Below are 23590 nucleotides of genomic sequence, written 5' to 3'. Positions count from 1 at the left end.
ATGGGCGCCGAGTGACGGCGTCGCAGAATGAGGTGGACGAGTGACCGAGGCGCACATCGAGGCGGAACTACCCCCGCCGCTGCCGGAAGGTGGCCTGCGGATCATCCCGCTCGGCGGGCTCGGCGCCATCGGTCGGAACATGACCGTCTTCGAGTACGACGGCAAACTGCTGATCGTCGACTGCGGGGTGCTCTTCCCCGACGTCGAACAGCCGGGCGTGGACCTGATCCTGCCCGACTTCGGCCCGATCCTGGACCGGCTGGCCGACGTCCAGGCGATCGTGCTGACCCACGGCCACGAGGACCACATCGGCGCGGTGCCGTACCTGCTCGCCCACAAGCCCGACATTCCGCTGGTCGGCTCGCAGTTCACCCTCGCCCTGGTCGAGGCGAAGCTGGCCGAGCGGCGCATCCAGCCGTACACGCTGACCGTGCGGGAGGGCGGCCGGGAGCGGCTCGGCCCGTTCGAGTGCGAGTTCTTCGCGGTCAACCACTCGATCCCGGACGCGCTCGCCGTGGCCATCCGGACCCCGGCCGGTCTGGTGCTGCACACCGGCGACTTCAAGATGGACCAGCTCCCGCTGGACGGCCGGATCACCGACCTGGCCGGATTCGCGCGGCTCGGTGCCGAGGGCGTCGACCTGCTGCTGTCCGACTCCACCAACGCGGAGATCCCCGGCTTCGTCACCCCGGAGCGCGAGATCGGGCCGGTGCTCGACTCGATCTTCGCGAAGGCCAAGGGCCGGATCATCGTGGCCTCGTTCGCCTCGCACGTGCACCGGGTGCAGCAGGTGTTCGACTCCGCCGCCGAGCACGGCCGCAAGGTCGCGCTGATCGGCCGGTCCATGGTCCGCAACATGGGCATCGCCCGGGACCTCGGCCTGCTCAACATCCCGGCCGGCCTGGTCATCGGGATCGAGGAGGCGACCACGCTGCCGCCGGAGCAGATCGTGCTGATGTCCACCGGGTCGCAGGGTGAGCCGATGAGCGCGCTGGGCCGGATGGCCAGCGGCGACCACCGGCACATCACCATCGCCCCCGGCGACACCGTCGTGCTCGCGTCCTCGCTGGTGCCGGGCAACGAGACCTCGGTCTACCGGGTCATCAACCGGCTCGCCCGGGCCGGCGCGGTGGTCGTGCACAAGGACGTGGCGAAGGTGCACGTCTCCGGGCACGCCCCGGCCGGCGAACTGCTCTACCTGCTCAACGTGGTCCGGCCCAGCAACCTGATGCCGGTGCACGGGGAGTGGCGGCACCTGCGCGCGCACGCCCGGCTCGGCATCGAGTCCGGGGTGGCCGCCGACCGGGTGGTGATCTGCGAGGACGGCGACGTGGTCGACCTCGTCGAGGGCCGCGCCAGCCTCGTCGGGCACGTGAAGAGCCGGTACGTCTACGTCGACGGTCTCGCCGTCGGCGACGTCAGCGAGTCGCTGCTCACCGAACGGCGGATCCTCGGCGACGGCGGCTTCATCGCCACCACCGTGGTCGTCGACTCGGTCACCGGCAAGGTCGTCGCCGGCCCGACGCTGTCCGCGAAGGGCTTCTCCGAGGACCCGGAAGCGTTCAACCCGGTGATCCCCCTGGTCACCGAGGCGCTCAACCGGGCCGCCGCCGACGGCATCACCGACCCGCACCAGCTCCAGCAGATCGTCCGGCGGACGGTGGGGCGATGGGTCAACGACGCGTACCGACGGCGGCCCATGATCGTGCCCACCGTCGTCGAGGTCTGAACACGTCACGCTGACGCCGGCCCACCCGCTCGGGGTGGGCCGGCGTCGCCGTGTCGGCCGCCGGGCGGTCAGGGCAGGTCGGCCACCGCTTCGGCGTACGCGACGCCGGTGGCGATCGCGGCGTCCACCAGCACCAGCAGTTGCGCCGGCGCCACCCCGTGGGTCAGGTCGGTCGCCACGTCCCCGGCGAGCACGATCTCCGTGTCGAGGTCGTGCGCGTACGCCTTGGGCAGCAGCCGGTCGTGGTTCCAGGCGTTGCAGAAGGCGTACGCCTCGGCACGGCGCGCGGTCGGCAGCCGGCGGGCGGCCATCGCCCGGGTGTGCAACACCTCGCCGCGTTCGCCGGCCCGACGGAACTGGATCACTGCCGCACCCCAGCGGCCGACCACGGTGCCGCCGTCGTCGACCAGGTACCGGTCGCCGCGCCGGTCCAGCGTCGAGGTGATCATGTCGGTGGTGAGCGCCATCACCTCCCGCTCGGAGTCCGCCTCCGCGCCGGCCTCGTGCGTGCCGGGCTCGTGCGTGCCGGCCTCGTGCGTGCCGGCCTCGTCCGCGCCAGGCTCGTGCGTGCCGGCCTCGTCCGCGCTGGCCTCGTCGTCGGCGGGCAGCGGCGCCACCGTCGCGGATGGACGCTCGGCCAGCCAGGCCGCCATCCGACCGGACTGGTGACCGGTGCCGTTGCGGGCGTCGAAGCTGCCCGCCAGGTCGGTGGCGAGGCCGAGCAGCAGCGCGCCCAGGGTGGCCACCTCCAGCTCGGTGGCCGGGCGCTCGGCGTACGCCGGCCGGTGCACCGTCCGGTCCCCCAGCCCGGCCTCCTCGGCCAGCCCGCAGACCAGCGCCCCGGCGGCGGCGAACTCCATCGCGGCGAGGTCGTCGGTGGGTCGGTCCAGTCGGGGCAGCTGCTCGGCCAGGATGGCCAGCCCGCGTTCCAGGTGCCCGCCGAGCGCGCAGAACCGCAGGTGCGTGGCGAGGTAACCGAAGGCGGAACGCTCGCGCCGGTGTCGCCGGTACGCCCGCACGTGCGCCGCCGCGGCCTGCTCTGGCTCGCCGAGTCGCAACAGCGGCAGCAGATCGGCGACCAGCGCCCGTTCGGGCTGGTCGGTGCACTCCTGGGCGTCGGCCCCGTACGCCCGCAGCTCGCTGCGTGCGGCCTGCCACTCACCCCAGCCGGCGAGCAGTTCCGCGCGTCGGGCCGGGGCGCAGCCGGGGCATCCACCGGCCGGCCCGGGACGCGTGCCCGCCCATCCCGGGAAGACGTGGCGGGCGGCGGGTTCGTCGCCGAGGTGGTCGGCGATCCGGCAGCGGAGCTCGGCGACGGTCGGCGCGTCGAGCCCGTCGGCCCCGACGCGGTGCGCCAGGTCGTCCAGCAGGAGTCGGGTCTGGTCCAGCCCGACCCGAGGCGTGCCGAGCAGCGCCTCCACCGCGTAGCGCTGGTAGCGCGGCAGCAGCTCGGCCTCGGCGTCGGTGAGCAGCGTGGGCCACCGGTCGGCGGCGGCTGTGCAGCGTCGCAACGGCTCGATCAGCCGCCACCGCTCGCCGTGCAGCAGGTACGCCTCGATCAGGGCGAACCGGGCGTCCACGGCGGACCGGACGTCCCCGGCGGCGTCGGCCCGTTCGGCGACCCGTTCCAGGGCGACCAGCCGAGCGGGCCCGTCGGGCAGGTCCCGGGCGTCGGCGAGCGCGGCCACCAGCGCCGGGACGCGCTGACCTGCGACCCGAGGATCGGAGGGGCCGTCCGCCCGGTCGGTGCGGCTGCCCGCCGCCTCCTCCCACCCGGTCACGCCGACACCGCTGGGGGCAGCCGGCCGACGGCGACGGCGAGCTGGCAACCGGCCGTGATGCCACAGTCGAGCAGTTGGTCGAGCTGGTGCGGCGTGATCCCGCGCTCCAGGTCGGTGATCACCTCACCGTAGATCCGGGCCCGGCCGCCGTCGTCGACGTGTACGAACGCCTTCGGCCAGAGCCGGTCGTGGTTCCAGGCGTTGCAGAAGGCGTACAGGGCGGGCACCTGCTCGATCCCGAAGGCGGGCGCGACCATCGTGCGGACCTGGAGCAGCTCGCCGTCCACCCCGAGACGCAGGAACCAGATCAGGTTGTCGTCGAAGCGACCCACGAGGTCACCGTTCACGGCGCGGCCGACCGGCCGGCCACGCGCGGCGAGCACCGCGGCGACCAGCTCGTCGGTCAACGGGCGCAACCTACCGGGGTGCCCGGCCAGCGGATCGTCCTCGAGTCTCGGCGACGCCATCGGGCATCCCTTCTGAGGCGGATATCACGACCGGCGGCGGGGTCCGTGCTGCGACGCGCGGACACGACCCGGAAAAGCGGCGATCTGCCCGGCCCCACCGTTACCGTGACTCTATGGCGGGCCGTACCTCTCAGGCGAGCCGGCGACGCGGCGCGTCGCCGCGCGGTGGCACCAACAGCCGTGCCCGTCAACCGGCGAAGAAGACCCGGGCGCCGGTACGGCGACGCACCACACCCGCCCGTCCCGGCCCGGCGGTCTACGTTGGCCGCGCGATCGGTGCACTGTGGATGGGGCTGGCGCACGGAATGGGTTGGGCGGTGCGGGCCGCCGGCCGGCAGGCCGCCTCCGCCCGCGACCTCGACCCCGAGCACCGTCGCGACGGCGGCGGGCTGCTGCTGTTCGGGCTGGCCCTGCTCAGCGCCGTCGCGCTCTGGTTCTCCGGAGCGGGCCCGGTGGGCGCGCGGCTGGCCGACACGATCCGGCTGTTCCTGGGCGCGATCTCCGTGGTGGTGCCGGTGCTGCTGATGATCGGCGCGTGGCGGCTGATGCGTCAGCCCGCCGATCCGGAGCACCGGGGTCGCGGGCTGGTCGGGTGGGGCTCGCTGCTGGTGTCGACCGCCGCGCTGCTCCAGATCGGTCAGGACCCGACGGACACCGTGCAGCGTGACTACGCCGGTGGCCTGGTCGGCGCCGGCGTGGGCGGGTTGCTGGAGCGGGCGGTCACCGCGTGGGTGGCCGTACCGTTGCTGGTCCTGCTGTTGCTCTTCGGCCTGCTCGTGGTCACCGCGACGCCGATCAACAAGATTCCCGAGCGGCTGGGCCTGCTCGCCGGTGCTCTGGTCGCGACACCGGACCCCGGCGTCGCCGAGGAGGTCGACGAGACGGCCCTCCGCCCGGCGCGCAGGCGACCGGCGAAGCGGATGCCCCCACCAGTGGACCCGGACGACTTCGACGACCTGGAGGGCGCCGACCTCCAGGAGACCATGGTCCTGCCGCGCAAGGCCCCGGCGAAGGTGCCGGCCAGCCGCAAGCCGGCCGAGCCGCCGGAGCACTCGCCCGCGCCCACCCGCGCGGAGCAGCTCGCGTTGACCGGCCTGTCCGGCGACTACACCCTGCCCCCGGCGAACATGCTCAGCGCCGGCGCCGCCGCGAAGACCCGCAGCAAGGCCAACGACGAGGTGATTGCCGCGCTGACCGGCGTCTTCGACCAGTTCGACGTGGACGCCGCGGTCACCGGCTTCACCCGGGGCCCGACGGTCACCCGCTACGAGGTGGAGCTGGGGCACGGGGTCAAGGTCGAGCGGATCACCCAGCTCTCCCGCAACATCGCGTACGCGGTGAAGTCGCCGGACGTACGGATCCTCAGCCCGATCCCGGGCAAGAGCGCGGTCGGCGTGGAGATCCCGAACACCGACCCGGAGAACGTGGCGCTCGGTGACGTGCTGCGCTCGCGGGCGGCGACCAGCGACCACCATCCGATGGTGGTGGCGCTCGGCAAGGACATCGAGGGCGGCTACGTGGTGGCCAACCTCGCCAAGATGCCGCACATCCTCATCGCCGGGGCCACCGGCGCGGGCAAGGCGCTGGCCCTGGACACACCAATCCCGACGCCGGGCGGCTGGTCGACGATGGGTGACCTCCAGGTTGGCGGGGAAGTCTTCGACGAGCACGGCCGCAGGTGCACCATCGTCGCTGCGACACCGGTGATGTATGGCCGCCCCTGCTACGAAGTGGAGTTCTCCGACGGCACGGTGATCGTCGCCGACGCTCAGCACCAGTGGCAGACGACGACGAGGGATGGCCGGACCCAGCGAACCCATCGCTGGAGGAATGGGTCTTACTGGTCGACAGATGATGTACAGCGGGTGGCCGCACTGACGGACGTGGTTCTGGCGGAGCCTGACCGCCGGGTGTCGACAGACGAGGTCGTCGCCAACCTCGGCCACCAGTTCCGGAACGCGCTGTACAAGGTCGTGGGTGCGTTGCCCAAGGAGCCGGGAGGTGCCCTGACGAGCTATGTGCGGGGTGGACGCGAGGTGACCCGCCGGGTTCCCGCCTATTCCCGTCACCGCGTCTACCAGGCGTTGCGTGAGCTTGTCGCAGATCCTGGCCGATCAGGTCGGAGGCGTAGCTTCGACGACCGGCCAGTGACCACCGCGGAAATCGCAGCTTCGCTGCGGGTGGTCGGGCGTGGCGGATCCTGGGCCAATCATGCCGTAGCGGTATGCGAACCCCTCGACTATCCGGAGCAGGATCTACCGATCGCCCCTTACACCCTGGGCTGTTGGCTAGGAGACGGCACGACCGGCTCGGCGGCCTTCACGTGCGACGAGGAGGAGTTGCTGGACAATATTCGACTGGACGGATATGTCGTGACGAAGCATCCGTCCAGCAAAATGCAGTACACGATTTCCAACAGGCCAGAGCGGGATGGGCGAATCGCCGAGGCGGTGGATCTGTTCACTCAGGGCGTGAGTCTCGCTCGGGCGGCTCGGCAGGTCGGGGTCGGCCTTTCCGCCGTGTGTCTGGCGGCTCGAGGTCGGGCCAGGGTTCCGCGGCTGCGTCGCCGCGAGTCGGCGGCCCCTTCCCGCGAGCAGTACCGAACGCTGCGGCACCTGTTCTGCGAGATCGGCACGAAGCATATTCCTGCCAATTACCTGCGCTCCTCACCGCAGCAGCGCCGGGCGCTGCTGGCTGGTCTGCTGGATACGGACGGAACGGTTTCTCGTAAGGGCGGAGTCGAGCTTGGGCTCACCAACGAACGTCTGGCACAGGACGCCCTGGAGCTGATCATCGGGCTCGGTTACCAGGCGACGATGACCACCAAGCGGGTGAAGGGTCGAAGTGAGGCCACTTCCAACTTCTACCGAATCCACTTCACCCCAACCGACAAGGTCTTCCGGCTCACGCGTAAGGCGAGCCGTCAGGTCGTCAGTGGGCGTGCGACAACCTCCCGGCGCTACATCGTGGACGTGCGACCGATCCCCTCGGTGCCCGTTCGATGCATCGAGGTCGACAGCCCGAGCCACCTGTACCTGGCCAGCCGCGCATGCATCCCCACCCACAACTCCAGTTGCCTCAACACCCTGCTGGTTTCCGTCCTCACCCGGGCCACCCCGGACGAGGTGCGGCTGCTGCTGATCGACCCGAAGCGCGTCGAGATGACCGGCTACGAGGGCATCCCGCACCTGGTCACGCCGATCGTGACCAATGCCAAGAAGGCAGCCGACTCGCTGGACTGGGTGGTCCGCGAGATGGACATGCGGTACGACGACCTCGCCGCCAACGGGGTCCGGCACATCGACGACTTCAACCGCAAGGTCCGCAGCGGCGAGATCAAGGCCCCGCCGGGCAGCGAACGCGAGATGCGCCCGTACCCGTACCTGTTGGTGATCGTGGACGAGCTGGCGGACCTGATGATGGTCGCGCCGCGCGACGTGGAGGACTCGGTCGTCCGGATCACCCAGCTGGCCCGGGCCGCCGGCATCCACCTGGTGCTGGCCACCCAGCGCCCCTCGGTCGACGTGGTGACCGGTCTGATCAAGGCGAACGTGCCGTCCCGGTTGGCGTTCGCCACGTCGTCCCTCGCGGACTCGCGGGTCATCCTGGACCAGCCCGGCGCGGAGAAGCTGCTCGGCCGCGGTGACGGTCTCTTCCTGCCGATGGGCGCCTCGAAGCCGGTCCGGATCCAGGGCGCCTGGGTCACCGAGCGCGAGATCGCCGACGTGGTGAAGTTCTGCAAGGACCAGCGCGAGCCCGAGTTCCGCCCGGACGTGCTGGCTCCCGCCCAGGAGAACAAGAAGAAGATCGACGAGGACATCGGCGACGACCTCGACCTGCTGGTGCAGGCGGTGGAGCTGGTGGTCACCTCGCAGTTCGGCTCCACCTCGATGCTCCAGCGCAAGCTGCGGGTCGGTTTCGCCAAGGCGGGCCGTCTCATGGACCTCATGGAGACCCGCGGGGTGGTCGGGCCGTCGGAGGGATCGAAGGCACGCGACGTGCTGGTCAAGCCGGACGAGCTGGAGGACGTCCTGGCCGGCCTGCGCGGCGACGTGGACTGACCGGGCGGGAACGTCCGGGTCCGACCCGCTGACAGCGACGGGCCCGCCGGAAGCCGGCGGGCCCGTGGAAGAAGAACGCTCAGTTGTTGATCAGCGCGCCGATGATCACCAGGCTGATGATCGCGGCGACGACGCTGGCGACGGCGGCGTACCAGCCCAGCGGCTTGTCACCAAGCACCGCGCCGACGACGCCGGCGATCACGCCGAGCACACCGAAAATGATCGGGTTGAGCAGCAGGGCGAGCACCGCGAAGACGAAGCCCACGATGGTGAGGATGCGGGCGGCGTTGCTGCGCGGGCGGGCGGTGGTGGGGACGTCGGCCATGTCTTCCTCCGGTCTGAGAGCCTGTCGTGACGGATCGATCACTACCCACCGTGGACGCCGGTCACGCGTACGTCTTCAGTGAAAGATCTTCAGCCCGACCACGCCGACGATCACCAGCAGCAGGCAGAGGATCCGGGGCAGGCTGGCCGACTCGCCGAGCGCCAGCATCCCGACCAGCGCCGTCCCCACCGCGCCGATGCCGACCCAGACCGCGTAGCCGGTGCCGACCGGGATGTCGCGCAGCGCGTACGCCAGCCCGCCCATGCTCAGCACCAGGGCCAGCACGAACACCGCCGACGGGAGCAGCCGGCTGAAGCCGGCGCTGCGGTCCAGGGCGATCGCCCAGACCGTCTCCAGCAGTCCAGAGATCACCAACACCAGCCAGGCCATCGTCCACCTCACGAAAGGGCGTCCGGGCTGCCGCACCGGACGAGTCGGGTCGTCACGTGGGGCGTCTTGGCCTGACCGGGTACGCCCACCACTCGTCCGGAGTGGTCACCGGCATCCGGGGCCACCGTGGCCGACGCTAGCACCGGCCCGGCGGCCGGGGCGGTGACTCCCGCCACCACACGTTGACCTCTACCTCGCTTCAACTTGCAGTATGGCGAGATGGCCCTGCTCTATGCCGATCCCGAGATCGCCGCCGCCCTGGACGCCACCACCACCGTCGACGCCATGCGGGTCGCCCTGGTGGCCGCGTACGAGGGGCGGCTGGTCGCCCCGCCCCGGGCCGCCGCCCCGCTCGGCGGGGGACGGATGGTGCTCACCGCCGGGCACCTGGTCGGCGAGTGGTACGGCTACCGCTCGTACGACACCTTCGGCCACCCGCAGGGCGAGCAGTTGGTGGTGCTGCACGACGCCCGCACCGGCGCGGTCCGGGCGGTCGCCGTCGGCGAGGAGTTGGGCTCCCGGCGTACCGGTGGGCTGGGTGGCGTGGCGGTCGACGCGCTGGCCCGGCCGGACGCGGCGACCCTCGGCGTGATCGGCTCCGGGCGGCAGGCATGGACCCAGGTGTGGGCCGCGGCCGCCGTCCGATCGCTGCGCGAGGTGGTGGTGCACAGCCGCTCGGCGGCGCGACGGGACGCCTTCGCCGCCCGGGTGCGCGCCGAGCTGGGCGTGCCGGCCCGCGCCGTCGCCGTCCCGGGCGCGGCCGTCACCGGGCGGGACATCGTGGTGCTCGCCACCACCAGCGCCACCCCGGTGCTGCGGGCCGCCGATGTGAGCCCCGGCACGCACGTCAACGCGGTCGGTTTCAAGCAGCAGAACCGCAGCGAGTTCGGCACCGATCTGCTGGACGTCGCCGACCTGCTGGTCACGGACTCGCCGGCCCAGGCGGTGGACTACCAGCCGCCGATGCTCGCGGTCCTGCCCCCGTACGCCGGACAGTTGCGCGACCTGGGCGGTGTCCTGGCCGGCGCGGTTCCCGGCCGGACCACGGCGGACCAGATCTCCGTCTTCTGCTCCACGGGCCTGGCCGGCACGGAGGTCTTCCTGCTCGACGCGCTGACCCGCGTGGGCGCCGCGACCCGCTGACGGGTCGCTGCCGGGCGACGACGCGCGGGTGTGTGCCGGCCGACCACCCTGGCCCGCGTGCGTGGGCTCCCGCGACCGGCCCGGTACCCTCGGATGGTGTCTGCCACCTCTCCTTCTCCTTCCGACAACGCCGAGGGCCGTCGCGTCGCCCTGCTCACCCTGGGCTGCGCCCGCAACGAGGTCGACTCGGAGGAGCTGGCCGCCCGGCTGCACGCCGACGGCTGGCAGGTGACCACCGACGGCGAGGGCGCCGACGTGGTGGTCGTCAACACCTGCGGCTTCGTGGAGAAGGCCAAGCAGGACTCCATCCAGACCCTGCTCGCCGCCGCCGGCACCGGCGCCAAGGTGGTGGCCGCCGGGTGCATGGCCGAGCGGTACGGCCGGGAGCTGGCCGACAGCCTGCCCGAGGCGCAGGCGGTGCTGAGCTTCGACGACTACCCGGACATCGCCGCCCGGCTGAACGCCGTCGTCGCCGGGGAGCAGATCACCGCGCACACTCCCCGGGACCGCCGCGAGCTGCTGCCGCTGACCCCGGTGCAGCGCCAGAGCGCCACCGTGTCCCTGCCCGGGCACGGCACCGTGGCGCGCACCGCCGTCGACACCGACGAGCACACCCCGGCGCACCTGCGCCAGGTGCTGCGCCGCCGACTGGACACCGGCCCGGTCGCCTCGCTGAAGCTCGCCAGCGGCTGCGACCGGCGCTGCGCGTTCTGCGCCATTCCCGCGTTCCGTGGGGCCTTCGTCTCGCGTACGCCGGACGAGCTGCTCGCCGAGGCGGAGTGGCTGGCCAAGACCGGCGTACGGGAGCTGGTGCTGGTCAGCGAAAACTCCACCTCGTACGGCAAGGACCTCGGTGACCCCCGCGCGTTGGAGAAGCTGCTGCCGCAGCTCGCCGCGGTGTCCGGCATCGTCCGGGTGCGGGTGAGCTACCTCCAGCCGGCCGAGACCCGGCCCGGTCTGATCGAGGCGATCGCCGGCACTGCCGGGGTGGCCCCGTACTTCGACCTGTCGTTCCAGCACTCCAGCGAGCCGGTGCTGCGCCGGATGCGCCGTTTCGGCTCCACCGACCGTTTCCTGGAGCTGCTGGCCAGCGCCCGCGCGTTGGCCCCGGAGGCGGGCGCGCGGAGCAACTTCATCGTGGGCTTCCCCGGCGAGACCCGTGCCGACATCGACGAGCTGACCCGGTTCCTGACCGAGGCCCGGCTGGACGCGATCGGCATGTTCGACTACAGCGACGAGGACGGCACCGAGGCGGCCGGCCTGCCCGGCAAGGTCTCCGCCGCGACCATCAAGCGACGCTACGACCGGCTCAGCGCGCTCGCCGACGAGCTCTGCTCGCAGCGGGCCGAGGACCGGCTCGGCTCGACCGTCGAGGTGCTCGTCGACGCGATCGTCGACGGCGTGGTGGAGGGCCGGGCGGCGCACCAGGCGCCGGAGGTGGACGGTTCCACCACCCTGGTCGCACCGGCCGACGGCGGGGTCGACCTGGCCGCGTTGCGCCCGGGTGACCTGGTGCGGGCCACGGTGACCGGCACCGAAGGGGTGGATCTGCTCGCGGTGCCGGATGAGATGATCTCGGCGGCGCCCGGCGCGGCACGGTGACGGCGGGCCCGGACGGAGCGGGGGAGCCAGGTGGTGCGGTGCCGGAAACGCCATGGCGGCCCGAGCGGAGCGAGGCGGTGACCGGGGCGACGGAGTCGACGCCGGCCCGGGTGGTCGCGCGGGTGCCCGTGCTCAACGCGGCCAACGCCCTGACCGCGCTGCGGCTGGTGCTGGTGCCGGTCTTCGCCGCGTCTGTGATCGTGTCGGGGATGACCCACGCGGGCTGGCGGATGGCGGCCTGCCTGATCTTCGCGGTGGCCTCGGCGACCGACCTGGTGGACGGCTGGATCGCCCGCCGGTTCGCTCTGGTCACCTCGGTCGGCAAGGTGGCCGACCCGATCGCCGACAAGGCGCTCACCGGCGCGGCCCTGGTGCTGCTCTCCTGGTACGACCGGCTGCCCTGGTGGGTGACGGCGCTGATCCTCGTCCGCGAGCTGGGCATCACCGGGCTGCGATTCTGGGTGATCCGGCACGGAGTGATCGCGGCCAGCCGCGGCGGCAAGATCAAGACCGCGCTCCAGATCCTGGCCATCGCCTGGTACCTCTGGCCGATGCCGGCCGCCCTCGTGGCCGTCGGCCCCTGGATCATGGGTGCCGCCGTCCTGGTCACGGTGGCCACGGGCTTCGACTACATAACCCAGGCCCTGCGCCTCCGCCGCCCCCACCACCCCTGACCCCCACCCCCCACCCACCCCTCCCGCGGTGATCATGAAGTTGTTGCCGTCCGGGCCGGCGTGTCGGGGCGATAACTTCATGATCGACGGGGTTCGGTCCGGAGGGTTGGGGGTCGGCGGGTGGGGAAGGACGAGCTCATGCAGCGGAAAGAGCAGGAAGAGAACGCCACGGGTAGCGCGGCGGCGGGTGTCGTGCACAGTCTGTCGCAGCGGCACGAGACCCTGGCCACCGTCGAGTCGCTTACCGGCGGGCTGCTGGCCGCGTCGGTCGTGGAGATCGCCGGGGTCAGTGGGGTCTACCGGGGCGGGCTGGTCGTCTACGCCACCGACCTGAAGTCCACCCTGGCCGGCGTACCGGCCGATCTGCTGGCCGAGCGCGGCCCGGTCGACCCGGACGTGGCGGCCTCGCTCGCCGAGGGCGGCCGGCGGCGCTGCGGCGCCGACTGGGGGCTCGCGACCACCGGGGTCGCCGGCCCGGAGCCGCAGGACGGCAAGCCCGTGGGCCTGGTCTACGTCGCGGTCGCCGGCCCGAGGGGCGCAGAGGTCCGCCAGCTCGACCTGGACGGCGGGCGGGATCACGTACGCTCGGCCGCCGTGATCGAGGCGCTGCGGCTGCTCGCCGAACGGATCCACGCCGCAGACGAGGCCGCCCGGGACGGGTTGGAGTCGGCCGACGAGGCTGCCCGGGACGGTCTGGGGACGGCCGGCGCGGGGCGCCGATGAGCCGCCCCGGGCGAACCGGCGGGCGGGGCGGGATGTCGCCGGGCCCCACAGCGGGTACGGTTGCGGGAAGGCTCCGACGCTCGGAGCCGGCGCGGCCGGCCGCCCGACGCCGGGCGAGAGGTATCCCTCAGGGGGAGGTGCGATGGTCCTGCTACGCCGGGTGATCGGTGACGCACTGCGGGCACGCCGGCAGGGACAGCAGCGCACACTGCGTGAGGTGTCCACCGCCGCCAACGTCAGCCTCGGCTACCTCTCCGAGATCGAGCGGGGGCACAAGGAGCCGTCCAGCGAGCTGCTCGCCGCGATCTGCGACGCGCTCGGTGCCCGCCTGTCCGAATTGTTGCGCGAGGTGAGCGACACCGTGGCCCTCGCCGAGCAGATGCCCGCCGGGGTGCTCGTCGGCATGCAGGACGAGCCGGCCGAGGCCGCGCCCGTCGGCGCGACGGCCGCCGTGCGCAAGGGCGCCAACCGGGGCGTCCGTCAGGTCACCTCCGATGGCAAGGTCGCCGTGTCGGTCCGGCAGGATTCGCCGCTGCGGGCGACTTTGCGCAGCACCCGGGTCCGCCCCACCGAGCGCGACCGGGACGTGGTCTGCGCCGCCTGAGCCCGTCGAGCGGTTGGCCATGGGCGACGTGGCCCCAGCCGCGTAGGGTGGCCCGCAGGAGCCGGCGGTTCCCGTCGCGCACCCGGTACGGATGCCCTGTTGGCGTTCGGCTGGGACGATGGAGACCGGCCGGTCCGCGGTCGGTCGGCTGAACCCGGCCCGATCGCGGTGGAGCGACGCTACTGAGGGGATACCGCGGAGATGGCGAACCCGTTCGTCAAGGGCTGGAACTACCTGATGGCGCTCTTCGGTGCCAAGATCGACGAGCACGCCGATCCCAAGGTGCAGATCCAGCAGGCCATCGAGGATGCCCAGCGGCAGCACCAGGCGCTGGTCCAGCAGGCTGCGGCGGTCATCGGCAACCAGCGTCAGCTGGAGATGAAGCTGTCCCGGCAGATGTCCGAGGTCGAGCGGCTGCAGGGCAACGCCCGGCAGGCCCTGGTGCTCTCCGACCAGGCCCGCGCCAAGGGCGACGAGGCCGAGGCGGTGCGGTTCGAGCAGTCCGCCCAGGCGCTGGCCACCCAGCTGGTCTCGGCCGAGCAGGCCACCGAGGACCTGAAAACCCTGCACGACCAGGCGCTCGGTGCCGCCGCGCAGGCCCGCCGCGCCGTCGAGAACAACTCGATGATCCTCCAGCAGAAGCTCGCCGAGCGCACCAAGCTGCTCAGCCAGCTGGAGCAGGCCAAGATGCAGGAGACGGTGGCCCACTCGCTGGAGTCGATGTCGTCGCTGACCGCCCCCGGCACCACCCCGTCGCTGGACGAGGTGCGGGACCGCATCGAGCGGCGGTACGCCAACGCGATGGGCCGCGCGGAGCTGGCCGGCAACTCCGTCGAAGGCCGGATGCTGGAGATCCAGAAGGCGACCATCGACTCGGCGGGCTCGGCTCGGCTGGAGCAGATCCGGTCCAGCATGGCGGGGGAGCAGCTCGGCGGCACGGCGCAGCGCCCGGCGGTGCCGCAGGGTGAGAAGGCGGGTCCGGGCAGCGACCCGACCGCCGCCGCCCGGCTGGACGAGCTGCGCGCCAGCATGGCCCGCGAACGGGGCACCGGCGACCCGACCGCAGCCGGCTGAACGGTCCGAGGAGGTCTTCGGTGGCAGACGAGCGGACGCGGTACTTCCGTCAGCTGGGTCGGCTGCGCCGGTCCGCCCGGCGGTGGAGCGTACTGGCCGGTGGGCTCGGCGGCGCCGCGGCGGTGCTGACTCCGTACGCCGGCCTCGGTCTGCCGGACGCGGCCTGGGCCGGCGCCGCGGGCAGCGCGGTGGCGTTGGCCGCCTGGCGTTGGATCGATCTGCGGGCGTTGGCCGCCCGCCCGGCGCCCCCGGCGTTGGATCCGGCCGAGGCTGCCGCCCGGTCCCGAGCCCGGCTGGTGGCCGCCGTCGAACGACTGCCGGTCGGCTCGGGCGTGCTCGCCGAGGTACGCCGCGTTCGCAGTCGGGTCGCGCTGCGCGGCACCACCGCCGGGCAGCAGTGGGCCCGACTGGACCGGGCGTCGCTCACCCTGGCCGGGATGGCGCCCCGGCTTACCGGGCTGGCCGAGCCGGCCGTGCTGGAGGCCGCTGCCGCCGACCGGTCGTTGCGTGACCTCGCCGCGCGGGTGGCCAGCGTGGAACGGGCGCTGCGGCTCGCGCCGACCGACGCCCGGGCACCGCTGGCCGAGGCGCACCGCACGCTGACCGCCCAGCTGGAGAGCGGCGTGGCGGCCTACGAGCGGCTGGTGGTCGCCGCCGCCGGTTACCTCGCCGAGGACGCCCGACCGGAGCCCACGCACCCGGCCGCCGACCGGCTGACCGAGGCGACCGACCTGCTGCACGGGGTCGCCTCCGCCCTGGCCGAGCTGCGCGCCGGCGGCGCCGGGCTGCGGGCACCCACCAGCTGAGCCCCGCCCCGCCCCGCCCGTCACGGTGGGGTCGTGACCGGGATCGGGCCGGTGTACGGCGAGCTGCCCACGACGTTGAACGACCGGATCCGGTAGTGGTAGGTCACGCCCCGGGCCAGCCCCGTATTGGTGAAGCCGCGACCGGTCACGGTGAAGGTCGCCACCCCCTGGCCGAACGCCGGGTCCAGCGCCCGCTGCACGATGAACCCGGACCCCGGACCGGCGGGCGTTTGCGCCGTCCACCCCAGCACCACCGTGGCGGTGTCCGGCCCCGGCGCGCTCGCGGCGGCGGTGACCTCACCCGGGGTGCCCGGAGCGGGCGGGGTGCTCGCCGCGGCCACCGTCGACCAGGCCGAGGCGGCGCCCAGGTACGTGGTGCGGACCCGGTAGTAGTACGTGGTGTCCGGGGCGGCCGTGGTGTCCAGGTGGTTGTCACCGACCCCGATGGCCGTGGTGCCGGGGCCGCTGGTGAAGGTCGGGTTGGTGGCCCGCTGCACGTCGATGCCGGTGGCGAAGGAACGGTTCGTCCAGCGCAAGGCCACCCGCAGCGGCGCGGCGGGCGGGATCGCCGCGATCAGCCCGCCGGGCGCGGCGAGATGCACCGAGGCGGGCACGCTGTTGGACCAGGACGAGTAGCTGACGTCGTTCTCGGCACGGATCCGGTAGTGGTAGGTCAGGCCGGGGGTGACCGTCGCGTCGGTGTAGCGGGTGGCGGCGGCCGCGACGGTGATCGTGGTGACGTCGCCGCCGAAGGTCGCGTCGGTGGCCCGTTGCAGCAGGTGGCTGGTCGCGGGCGGGCGTCCGCCGTTGCCGGTCCACGCCAGGGCGATCGCCGGCAGCGCGGTGGCCGAGCCGGGCACCGGCGTGGCGGTCAGCCCGGTGGGCGCCCTCGGCGTCACCCGCAGCACCAGCGGCCGACTCATGCCCAGGTCGCGGTGGCCGGCGAGCTGGCTGTGCCAGCGGTACTCCCAACCGAGGTTGACCATCTGGTTGACGACCACGGCGGGTCGCCCGTCGGTCGGGCTGATCGGCGTCGACCCGGCCCGCGCGCCCGGTGGACGGCCGGGGTCGAGCAACCGGACGCTGTCGCCCAACTTGAACGGCAGGGTCGGCGCGACGGGGCGAAGCGCCACCACCACGTCCTCGCGCGGGTTGACCCGGACGATCTGCTTCCAGCCCAGCTCCGCCGGGTGCGGTGGGCGCTGCGTGCCGTCCCAGCCGACCCGGTTGACGAGCTGCACGTCGCAGCCGCCGAAGTGCAGCGGCTCGGTCTGCCGGACGTTGCCGCTGATCCGCCAGAGCTGGGTGCCGTCGGCCGGGGCGCCGACCGGGATGGCCGGGTCGGCGGCGTACAGCACCTCGGTGACCGGGTCGGTCGGGCCGAGCGGCAGGGTCGCCGGTGCGAGCGGCCCGGCGTGCGGGTGGGCGACCCCGAGCCGCCCGGCCAGCCGCCCGTGACCGGGTTCGAAGACCTGCTGGGCGGCCTTGACCTCGATCGGCAGGGTCACCGGGCCGGCGCCGCCCAGCGGTGTGAACGTCACCGTGTCGGCGTGCGCCGACACCGTCGTCTCGGCCGCCGTCCGGCTGCCGAAGGCCGGGTCGTAGGCGGGCTGCGGCACGATCGGCGGGCGCTGGCTGGCCGCGTACGCCCCGGGCAGCCGTTCCCGTAGCCGGGCCAGGTCGTACGCCGGCTCGGGCACGCCGCGCACCCGGAACTGAAGCAGGGTACGGGTGTTCGGCCCGTACCCGGGCTCGGTGGGCAGCGGGCCGCCCTCGGCCGTCCGGTCCGGTGCGTCGGTGTGCTGGTCGTAGCGCGGGTCGAAGCCGGGCAGCGGGGCCGGGGCGTCGTTGTAGAGGATCAACGTGCTGCCCGGCGCCACGGTGGAGAAGTCGACGAGCACGTCGGCGCGCTCACCCGGGGCGAGCAGCAGCGTGTGCCCGTCCACGTTCAGCACGGTCGGGTCGAGCCGGTCGTAGCGGTAACCGATCGGCCGGTTCGGCAGCACCACCGGGGCGGGCAGCAGCCCGGCCTCGTTGCCGATCTGGACGAACTCCGGGCCGGCGGCCCGCGGGTCCGGCACACCACCGTCCCGCCCGTCGCTCGGCCAGACGGCCGGCCGGTCCGGCGCCCGTACGGCGGGCACCATCGGCACCTCGCCGGCGTCCGCGTCGGCCAGGACGCCGTCGTCGGTCCACATCGGCGCGTCCGAGCAGGCCCGGTAGAGCTGGAGGTGGAGGCTGCGGTCCAGGCAGGCGTTGAGGATGCGGAACCGGTACGCCCGTGGGCGCACCTCCAGGTACGGGTAGGCGACGCCGTTGACCAGCGGGGTGTCGCCGTACGCCGCGGGCACCGCGGACGGGTGTGGCACCCCGGGGCGCAGCGGCGGCTCGGTGGGCGTGCCCACGGGGTCGTGGTGCGGGTTCGGCACCGGCCCCGGTCCGGTCGGCGGCGGCCCGCCGGTGATCCGTTCCGCCAGCGGCCAACCGTCCACCGTGGGCTCACCGTCGGCCCGGCTGTCGTCCGGGGCGGGGCTGCGCGACCAGGGGCCGTAGTCCCACCGGCCGGTGGGGTTGCGCCCGCCGGACCGGTACGGGTTCTGCCGGGGCTGGTAGACGTGCGGGTGCCACAGGCTGCCTCGGGCGCCCCACCGTTCCCGGTCCCAGGTCGGGTCCTCGGCGGCGAGTTGGGTGTCGTCCGGTACGAACGTCTTGTCCTCGATCACCAGGGGCAGCTGGTCGGCCGGCAGCACCCCGTCGGCGACGAGCTGGTCCTCGACCGGGTCGGTGAGCAGGTAGGGCGCGAGCTGCCCACCGTAGACGGTGAGCCGGGCCAGACCGAGGGTGTTGTCGTGCAACCAGAGCAGCCGGCCGCTCTGCTCGTTGGGGAAGTAGAGCGTGGTGGCGCCGGCGCCGGGGGGTGGCATGTCCGGCACCGGCGTCAGGCCCGTCCCGGTCGGGTACGGGGTGATCTCACCGGCCGGTGTGATCCAGTGCCCGGGGTTGCCCGCGCTGGTCCAGCCGGTCTGCGCCCCGGCCAGGTGCAGCACCGCCCGATTCTGCGGGTACGGCGCCGGGCCGTCCAGCGGGCCGATGCCGGCCCCCTCGACTGTCTCGTCGACCGGCAGGAACAGCTCGCCGGCCCGGCCGGTGGGAAGCTGGTTGATGAACTTCACCCGGACCGGCCGGCCCCGCCGGGCGTGCATCATCGGGCCGAGGTGCCAGGGCCGCTCCGGGGGCGCCACGGTGTTGTGGCCGGACGCGTCGGTGCCCAGGTTGAGCTGGCGGTAGCCGCGCAGCCGGGTGGCCGGCAGGTCCCGGTGCAGGCGCTGCGTGTACTCCTGAAGCCCGATCTCGTAGTAGTCGCAGCCCGGGTAGCTGATCGTGTCGGGCACCGCGACCGGCAACCGCCCGCCGAGGTCGGTGCCGTTTGCCCGGCCCGGGATCGGCAGCGCGTCGACGAACTTCCGCAGCCCGGTGCCCGGCGCCGGCCGGCCGTCGGGGCCGCGCGTCGGGCGGGGACTGTACGCGACGTTCGGCACCGGCCCGAAACAGCGCGGCACGGCGGTCGGGTCCAGGCTCGCGGCGGGGGCGGCCTCCTCGGCGGTACGCGCGGCCGGGACGGACACCGTCCGGCCGAGGCTGTCGGGGGTGGGCCGGTAGAAGAAGGTGGAGCGGAGTCTGCGGAAGATCGCCATGACTCTCCCCGAGGTTGGGGCACGAGGATCGCCACCCCGGCGTGGCGGCCCTCGGCACTATGCTGACGGGCGGTGAGCATTCAACCGCAGCATGCGACGTCGGAGGCCGGATAGGAATTACCCAATCGTCCGTATCTGGGCTGGCCCCGGTCGGCGGGGGGCGCGATCAGCCGGGCGGTGGGGTGTCCGGCTGCTCCGGCTGGCAGACCGGGCACCAGTAGGTGACCCGTTCGCCCAGCTCCTCCTTGCGGATGGCGGTGCCGCAGCGGCGGCACGGCTGGGCGCGGCGGCCGTACACGTAACTGGTCTGACCCCGGTGCAGCGAACCGGTGGTGCTCTGCGTCCAGCGGCCCCGGTTGGCGGCCAGCAGCCGCTGCGCGAGCGCCACCGTGGCGGGCAGGTCGGGCACCGCGCCGACGGGCGTCCACGGCGACACGCCCCGCAGGAACAGCACCTCGCACTTGTAGAGGTTGCCCACCCCGGCCAGGTTGCGCTGGTCGAGCAGGGCCTCGCCGATGCTCTGCTCCGGGTGCGCGGCGAGCCGCTGGACCGCCTCGGTCGGGTCCCAGTCCGGGCCGAGCAGATCCGGCCCGAGGTGACCCACCAGGCCGTCCTCCTCGCCGGTCGGCACCAGGGCCAGCTCGTGCAGGTGGTAGCCGACCGCCACCGCGCCGGGGGTGCGCAGCACCACCCGGATCAGGTGCGCGGGCCGGCCGCTCCACCGTTCCCCCGGTGCGTACGCCCGCCAGGCGCCGTCCATCCGCAGATGGGAGTGCAGCGTCCACCGCGCGTCGTCCGGTGTGGTGAGGCGGAGCAGCAGGTGCTTGCCCCGGCTGGCCGACTCGCGGACGGTCCACCCGGTGAGGTCGGTGGTGGCCAGCTGCGGCACCCGGAAGTCGGACCCGGTGAGCCGCGCGCCGGCCAGCGCGCGGTGCAGCACGCGGGCGGTGTTCCAGACGGTGTCACCTTCGGGCACCCTGCCATCCTCCCTCTTTCGAGCAAGATTCGCATGTATCGCTATTTGTAGTCAGGTTCCTCGTGATCTCCTGACATGCGAGGGTCAGGGAGTTCTGAGGAGAATGCCCATGACACGACATCATTGTCGTATCCGATCCGCCACCCTCACCGCCACCCTCGCCCTCACGCTCACCGCCGCCGTCGCGCCCGCCACCAGCCTTTTCGCGACCGCCGTCCCCGCAACCGGCGCGTCGCTCACCCTGACCGCCGCCGCGCCCGGTGCGGAACGGTGGAGCGCCGACCTGTCCGTCGTCGACCGTGACGACGTCAACGTCCGAAGTACCGCCGCCGGGCTGCGGCTGCGCGAGGCGCGCACGGCCGGGCGCAGCCCGCGCAGCGCGCTCGCCGAGGGCATGCTGCTGACCGCACCACACGCCCTCGCCCGACCGGCCACCCGGGTCCGCGCCGAGATCAGCGCCGACGTCCCCGCCGGCGCCACCGTGGAGGCACAGGTCCGTGGATGGCGGGTCAGTGGCTGGACCGAGTGGCGGGCCGCCACCGCCACCGCCGGCACCGTCTTCGACCGGCCGGTCAGCCAGGTGCAGACCCGGGTGGTGCTGACCGCGCGGGCCGGCGGCGCCACCGCGACGGTACGAGGCGTCCAGCTCACCGCCGACGCGACCGCAGCCGTCTCCGCCGCCACGCCCGGCCTCACCTACCGGGTGTACGCCACCCGGATCGGGCTGGTCGGCGAACTGACCGCCAACGGTCGCACCATCGCGCCGCGTGACCACTTCGCGGCGCTACCGTCGCCCCGGAGCCTCTCCCCGCTCAACAGCGGCGACTACACCGTGCGGGTCTGCACCACCACGGGCGCCCGCTGCGAGTACGCCCCGGTCTGGGACGTCGGGCCGTGGAACACCCGCGACGACTACTGGAACCCGTCCGCCGTGCGGGAGAACTGGAAGAACCTGCCGCAGGGCCGACCCGAGGCGCAGGCCGCCTACCAGTCCGGCTACAACGGCGGGCGGGACCAGTTCGGGCGTACGGTGCTCAACCCGGCCGGCATCGACCTGGCCGACGGCACCTTCATCGACGGCCTGCAACTCACCACCAACGCCTGGGTGGACGTCGCCTACCTGTGGACCGGCGGCGGGCCGCGCGGCGTCGTCGGCGACGGGCCGCTCAACATCCGCAGCGGGCCCAGCACGTCGTACGCGGCCCGTGGCTTCGCCGCACGGTTCGCCAACGTGCCGATCCAGTGCTCCGTCACCGGTCAGTCGGTCGCCGGCCCGTACCGCACCACCACCAGGTGGAACCGCCTGGCCACCGGGCAGTACGTCAGCCACGCGTACATCTCCGCCGTCTACGGCGGCGCCGTGCCCGTCTGCTGAGTCGGCCCCGCCTCGGCGGGCGGCGTCAGGGACGCTCGTCGGGGCGGGCGGGGCGCACCATGTCCTGGTAACGCGGGTGGCTCGCCCCGTACACGGCGTAGTTGAGCCGGGCGTGCGACAGGCTCAGGTCGCCGTTGGCGCCACCGCGCACGGCGTCGGCGTCGGCGTCGCTCTGACCGTCGTCGGTCCAGAAGCAGACCGGGCAGGTCCCGCCGCCGGTCCGAGAGGCACAACAGGGACAGCCCACGGGAACTACGTGTTCACCCACCGGGGCAGCATTCCATAGTCGAATGTCACCCGGCCACCCGCAGGAGGTCACCCGGAGACACCCCGAGGACGTCCACCGCTCGGCCGCCGTTGACCGCCACCGCCACCAGATCGGCCGAGTCGACGTACACCACCAGGGCGCCCTCCGGCGCGTCGCCGAACGTCCGTCCGCGCACGGCCGCGCGGGCCGGGGCGGGCCCCGGCGGCCCCACCCGGACGGTGGCCGGGAGCGGGCCGAGCACCTCGGCCGGTGCGGCCAGTTGAACGTTTCCGAAGTGGTCGACGGTCAGCACCTCGGCGGTGAAGCCCTCGACGTCGCGGGCCACGACCGGCGGCGGCAGCCGGACCAGCCCGTCCGGGTCGACCGCCGGGCCGGCCTCGGCCAGCGGCGCACCGAGCGCCAGCCGGGCCGCCACCGGGGCGAAGACGTCCCGGCCGTGGAACGTGCCGGACACCCGGGCCGCCAGCCAGCGCGGTTCGGTCAGTTCCACCGCGGCGGTCACCCCGCCGAGCGCGGCGGCGGCGTCCGGCAGCAGCCCGTTGTCCGGGCCGACCAGCAACCCACCCGGCGTGGCCAGCGCGACACCCCGCCGGGCGGTGCCCACCCCCGGGTCGACCACCGCCACGTGCACGCCCACCGGCAGGTACGGCACGGTCTGCGCCAGCACGGCGGCACCGCGCCGGACGTCCGCCGGCGGCACCAGATGGGTCACGTCGATGACCCGGGCGGCCGGCGCGATCCGGGCGATCACCCCGTGGCAGGCGGCCACGAAACCGTCGGCGAGGCCGTAGTCGGTGGTCAACGAGACCCAGGGCGTGACAGCCATACCAGCAGGTTAACCGTCGACGTCGGTGCCGACGGTCGGTGTTCGTCGGGAGCGTACCCGCGTCCTGCCGTCGATCGCCGATGGCGGATATGGGACAGCGCGGTGGCCGACCGGCCACTGCCGCCGTCGGGCGTGGCCCGGCAGACTGCCCTGGTGACACATCGGAGCCTGCCCGCCGTCGGGATCCTTCTGGTCGCCGTCGCTCTGACCGCTGGCTGCGGCAGCGACGACAACAGCCCGCGGGCGGCCCCGCCGGCCTCGCCCGTCGCGACCCCGGCGGCGAGCGGCCTCGCGAGCGCGCCGACGCCGTCGGTGGTCCCGTCCGGTTCGGCCGATACCGCCCAGCCGCCGGATCGCCCCGCCCAGCCGCCGGATCGCCCCGCCCAGCCGACCCCGCCGCCCGCGCCACCGCAGGGTCCGGTCGAGCGCCGGCCGGCCAGCCCGCCGCCGGTGGTGCTGCCCCCGCGCCCGGCCGGTGCGCCCGGCGCCCGCCAGGTGGTCGACGCCTTCAAGGCGGCCGGTCTGCGAGTGACGCACCCGAAAGACCGTTCCGTCGACTGTGGACCGGACGGTCTCGGGCTGGGCTGTTCCGAGATCGTCGCCACCGACGGCGTGACGGTCTTCGTGTTCCCCGACGAGACCAGCGCCGGCGACATCGCCGAGACGTGGGGCGGCCAGTCGTACCGGCGCGGCGCCGTGGTGCTCAACTACCTTGAGGCGAAGACCCCGGCGGCCGACCGACTTCGCTACGAGAAGATCCTCAACAGCCTCCGCTGACACCGAGCACCGGCCACCAGCCTCGGCTGACACCGCCGACCGCCGACCGCCGACCGCCTTGGCGGTCGGGTGGCCGGGGCATGTCTGTCTCGTGAGCGATATGACTGTGAGTCATATTTATGACTCACAGTCATATCGCTCGACGGGAGATTGGCTGGGCCGGTGGGCCGATGGACCTGGCGGCCAAGTGGGCCGGGCGGGCCAAGTGGGCCGGGCGGGCCTGGTGGGCCGGGCGGGCCAAGTGGGCCGGGTCAGAGTGGGGGAAAGTTTCATGACCCGGTGCCCCGATCAGGT

The 23590-nt window shown here is 73.4% G+C and carries 19 protein-coding genes, 1 pseudogene and 1 riboswitch; of the genes and pseudogenes, 12 read left to right on the top strand and 8 right to left on the bottom strand.

What is annotated here, in order from left to right:
• Window positions 1–40 precede the first annotated feature (40 nt).
• On the top strand, window positions 41–1729 hold the full coding sequence (locus OG505_RS19400; protein WP_139584782.1) for a ribonuclease J: 1689 nt from the start codon (window positions 41–43) through the stop codon (window positions 1727–1729).
• A gap of 68 nt (window positions 1730–1797) precedes the next feature.
• On the opposite strand, the gene OG505_RS19395 is transcribed toward OG505_RS19400, so the two are convergent.
• A complete protein-coding gene (locus OG505_RS19395) occupies window positions 1798–3417 on the bottom strand; it encodes a YbjN domain-containing protein (protein ID WP_405434599.1) in 1620 nt (539 codons plus the stop codon).
• Between the two features lie 89 nt (window positions 3418–3506).
• Window positions 3507–3977 (bottom strand): YbjN domain-containing protein, encoded by a 471-nt coding sequence (locus tag OG505_RS19390; RefSeq protein WP_405426300.1) that lies wholly within the window; start codon window positions 3975–3977, stop codon window positions 3507–3509.
• Window positions 3978–4090: 113 nt separating this feature from the next.
• Between OG505_RS19390 and OG505_RS19385 the strand changes: the two are divergent.
• Window positions 4091–5575: pseudogene (locus OG505_RS19385) on the top strand (DNA translocase FtsK 4TM domain-containing protein); the annotation flags it as partial.
• A gap of 30 nt (window positions 5576–5605) precedes the next feature.
• Window positions 5606–8038 (top strand): FtsK/SpoIIIE domain-containing protein, encoded by a 2433-nt coding sequence (locus OG505_RS19380; protein WP_405434597.1) that lies wholly within the window; start codon window positions 5606–5608, stop codon window positions 8036–8038.
• A gap of 79 nt (window positions 8039–8117) precedes the next feature.
• Here OG505_RS19380 and OG505_RS19375 read toward each other — a convergent pair whose 3' ends face one another.
• Window positions 8118–8363, bottom strand: coding sequence for a hypothetical protein (locus OG505_RS19375; RefSeq protein ID WP_405426298.1), 246 nt, complete (start codon window positions 8361–8363; stop codon window positions 8118–8120).
• A 75-nt stretch (window positions 8364–8438) separates the two neighbouring features.
• Window positions 8439–8753 (bottom strand): DMT family transporter, encoded by a 315-nt coding sequence (locus OG505_RS19370; protein ID WP_405426297.1) that lies wholly within the window; start codon window positions 8751–8753, stop codon window positions 8439–8441.
• A gap of 55 nt (window positions 8754–8808) precedes the next feature.
• Window positions 8809–8879: riboswitch (guanidine-III (ykkC-III) riboswitch) on the bottom strand.
• Window positions 8880–8972: 93 nt separating this feature from the next.
• Here OG505_RS19370 and OG505_RS19365 point away from each other — a divergent pair.
• The 7 genes from OG505_RS19365 (at window position 8973) to OG505_RS19335 (ending at window position 15379) form a co-directional block, all read left to right on the top strand.
• On the top strand, window positions 8973–9896 hold the full coding sequence (locus OG505_RS19365) for an ornithine cyclodeaminase family protein (protein WP_405426295.1): 924 nt from the start codon (window positions 8973–8975) through the stop codon (window positions 9894–9896).
• A 93-nt stretch (window positions 9897–9989) separates the two neighbouring features.
• Window positions 9990–11498, top strand: coding sequence for a 30S ribosomal protein S12 methylthiotransferase RimO (rimO, locus tag OG505_RS19360; protein WP_405426293.1), 1509 nt, complete (start codon window positions 9990–9992; stop codon window positions 11496–11498).
• A gap of 77 nt (window positions 11499–11575) precedes the next feature.
• A complete protein-coding gene (gene pgsA, locus OG505_RS19355; RefSeq protein ID WP_354859210.1) occupies window positions 11576–12172 on the top strand; it encodes a CDP-diacylglycerol--glycerol-3-phosphate 3-phosphatidyltransferase in 597 nt (198 codons plus the stop codon).
• A 138-nt stretch (window positions 12173–12310) separates the two neighbouring features.
• The gene (locus OG505_RS19350) at window positions 12311–12895 is read left to right on the top strand and encodes a CinA family protein (RefSeq protein ID WP_405426291.1); all 585 of its coding nucleotides are present in this window, start codon (window positions 12311–12313) and stop codon (window positions 12893–12895) included.
• A 142-nt stretch (window positions 12896–13037) separates the two neighbouring features.
• On the top strand, window positions 13038–13499 hold the full coding sequence (locus OG505_RS19345) for a helix-turn-helix domain-containing protein (RefSeq protein ID WP_007456752.1): 462 nt from the start codon (window positions 13038–13040) through the stop codon (window positions 13497–13499).
• A gap of 201 nt (window positions 13500–13700) precedes the next feature.
• Window positions 13701–14573, top strand: coding sequence for a PspA/IM30 family protein (locus tag OG505_RS19340; protein WP_405426290.1), 873 nt, complete (start codon window positions 13701–13703; stop codon window positions 14571–14573).
• A gap of 20 nt (window positions 14574–14593) precedes the next feature.
• A complete protein-coding gene (locus OG505_RS19335) occupies window positions 14594–15379 on the top strand; it encodes a hypothetical protein (RefSeq protein ID WP_405426288.1) in 786 nt (261 codons plus the stop codon).
• A gap of 20 nt (window positions 15380–15399) precedes the next feature.
• On the opposite strand, the gene OG505_RS19330 is transcribed toward OG505_RS19335, so the two are convergent.
• Together OG505_RS19330 and OG505_RS19325 are read right to left on the bottom strand one after the other, a co-directional pair.
• Window positions 15400–19074 (bottom strand): hypothetical protein, encoded by a 3675-nt coding sequence (locus OG505_RS19330; protein WP_405426286.1) that lies wholly within the window; start codon window positions 19072–19074, stop codon window positions 15400–15402.
• Between the two features lie 166 nt (window positions 19075–19240).
• Window positions 19241–20050, bottom strand: coding sequence for a DNA-formamidopyrimidine glycosylase family protein (locus OG505_RS19325; protein ID WP_405426284.1), 810 nt, complete (start codon window positions 20048–20050; stop codon window positions 19241–19243).
• A gap of 109 nt (window positions 20051–20159) precedes the next feature.
• On the opposite strand from OG505_RS19325, the gene OG505_RS19320 reads away from it, so the two are divergent.
• Complete coding sequence (locus OG505_RS19320; protein WP_405426282.1) at window positions 20160–21425, top strand: hypothetical protein; 1266 nt, start codon at window positions 20160–20162, stop codon at window positions 21423–21425.
• 25 nt (window positions 21426–21450) lie between these two features.
• Here the strand turns inward: OG505_RS19320 and OG505_RS19315 are convergent, their stop codons facing one another.
• Window positions 21451–21693, bottom strand: a complete 243-nt coding sequence (locus OG505_RS19315) for a CPCC family cysteine-rich protein (protein WP_039905669.1) — start codon at window positions 21691–21693, stop codon at window positions 21451–21453.
• 25 nt (window positions 21694–21718) lie between these two features.
• Window positions 21719–22519 (bottom strand): S-adenosyl-l-methionine hydroxide adenosyltransferase family protein, encoded by an 801-nt coding sequence (locus tag OG505_RS19310; protein ID WP_405426280.1) that lies wholly within the window; start codon window positions 22517–22519, stop codon window positions 21719–21721.
• 153 nt (window positions 22520–22672) lie between these two features.
• On the opposite strand from OG505_RS19310, the gene OG505_RS19305 reads away from it, so the two are divergent.
• Window positions 22673–23296: a hypothetical protein gene (locus OG505_RS19305; RefSeq protein WP_405426278.1), complete on the top strand. Its 624-nt coding sequence runs from the start codon at window positions 22673–22675 to the stop codon at window positions 23294–23296.
• The last annotated feature ends 294 nt before the right edge of the window (window positions 23297–23590 follow it).

The organism is Micromonospora sp. NBC_00617, assembly GCF_045161355.1.
In the GTDB taxonomy this organism is placed as follows: domain Bacteria; phylum Actinomycetota; class Actinomycetes; order Mycobacteriales; family Micromonosporaceae; genus Micromonospora.
This window is presented reverse-complemented; position numbering and strand designations above follow the sequence as displayed.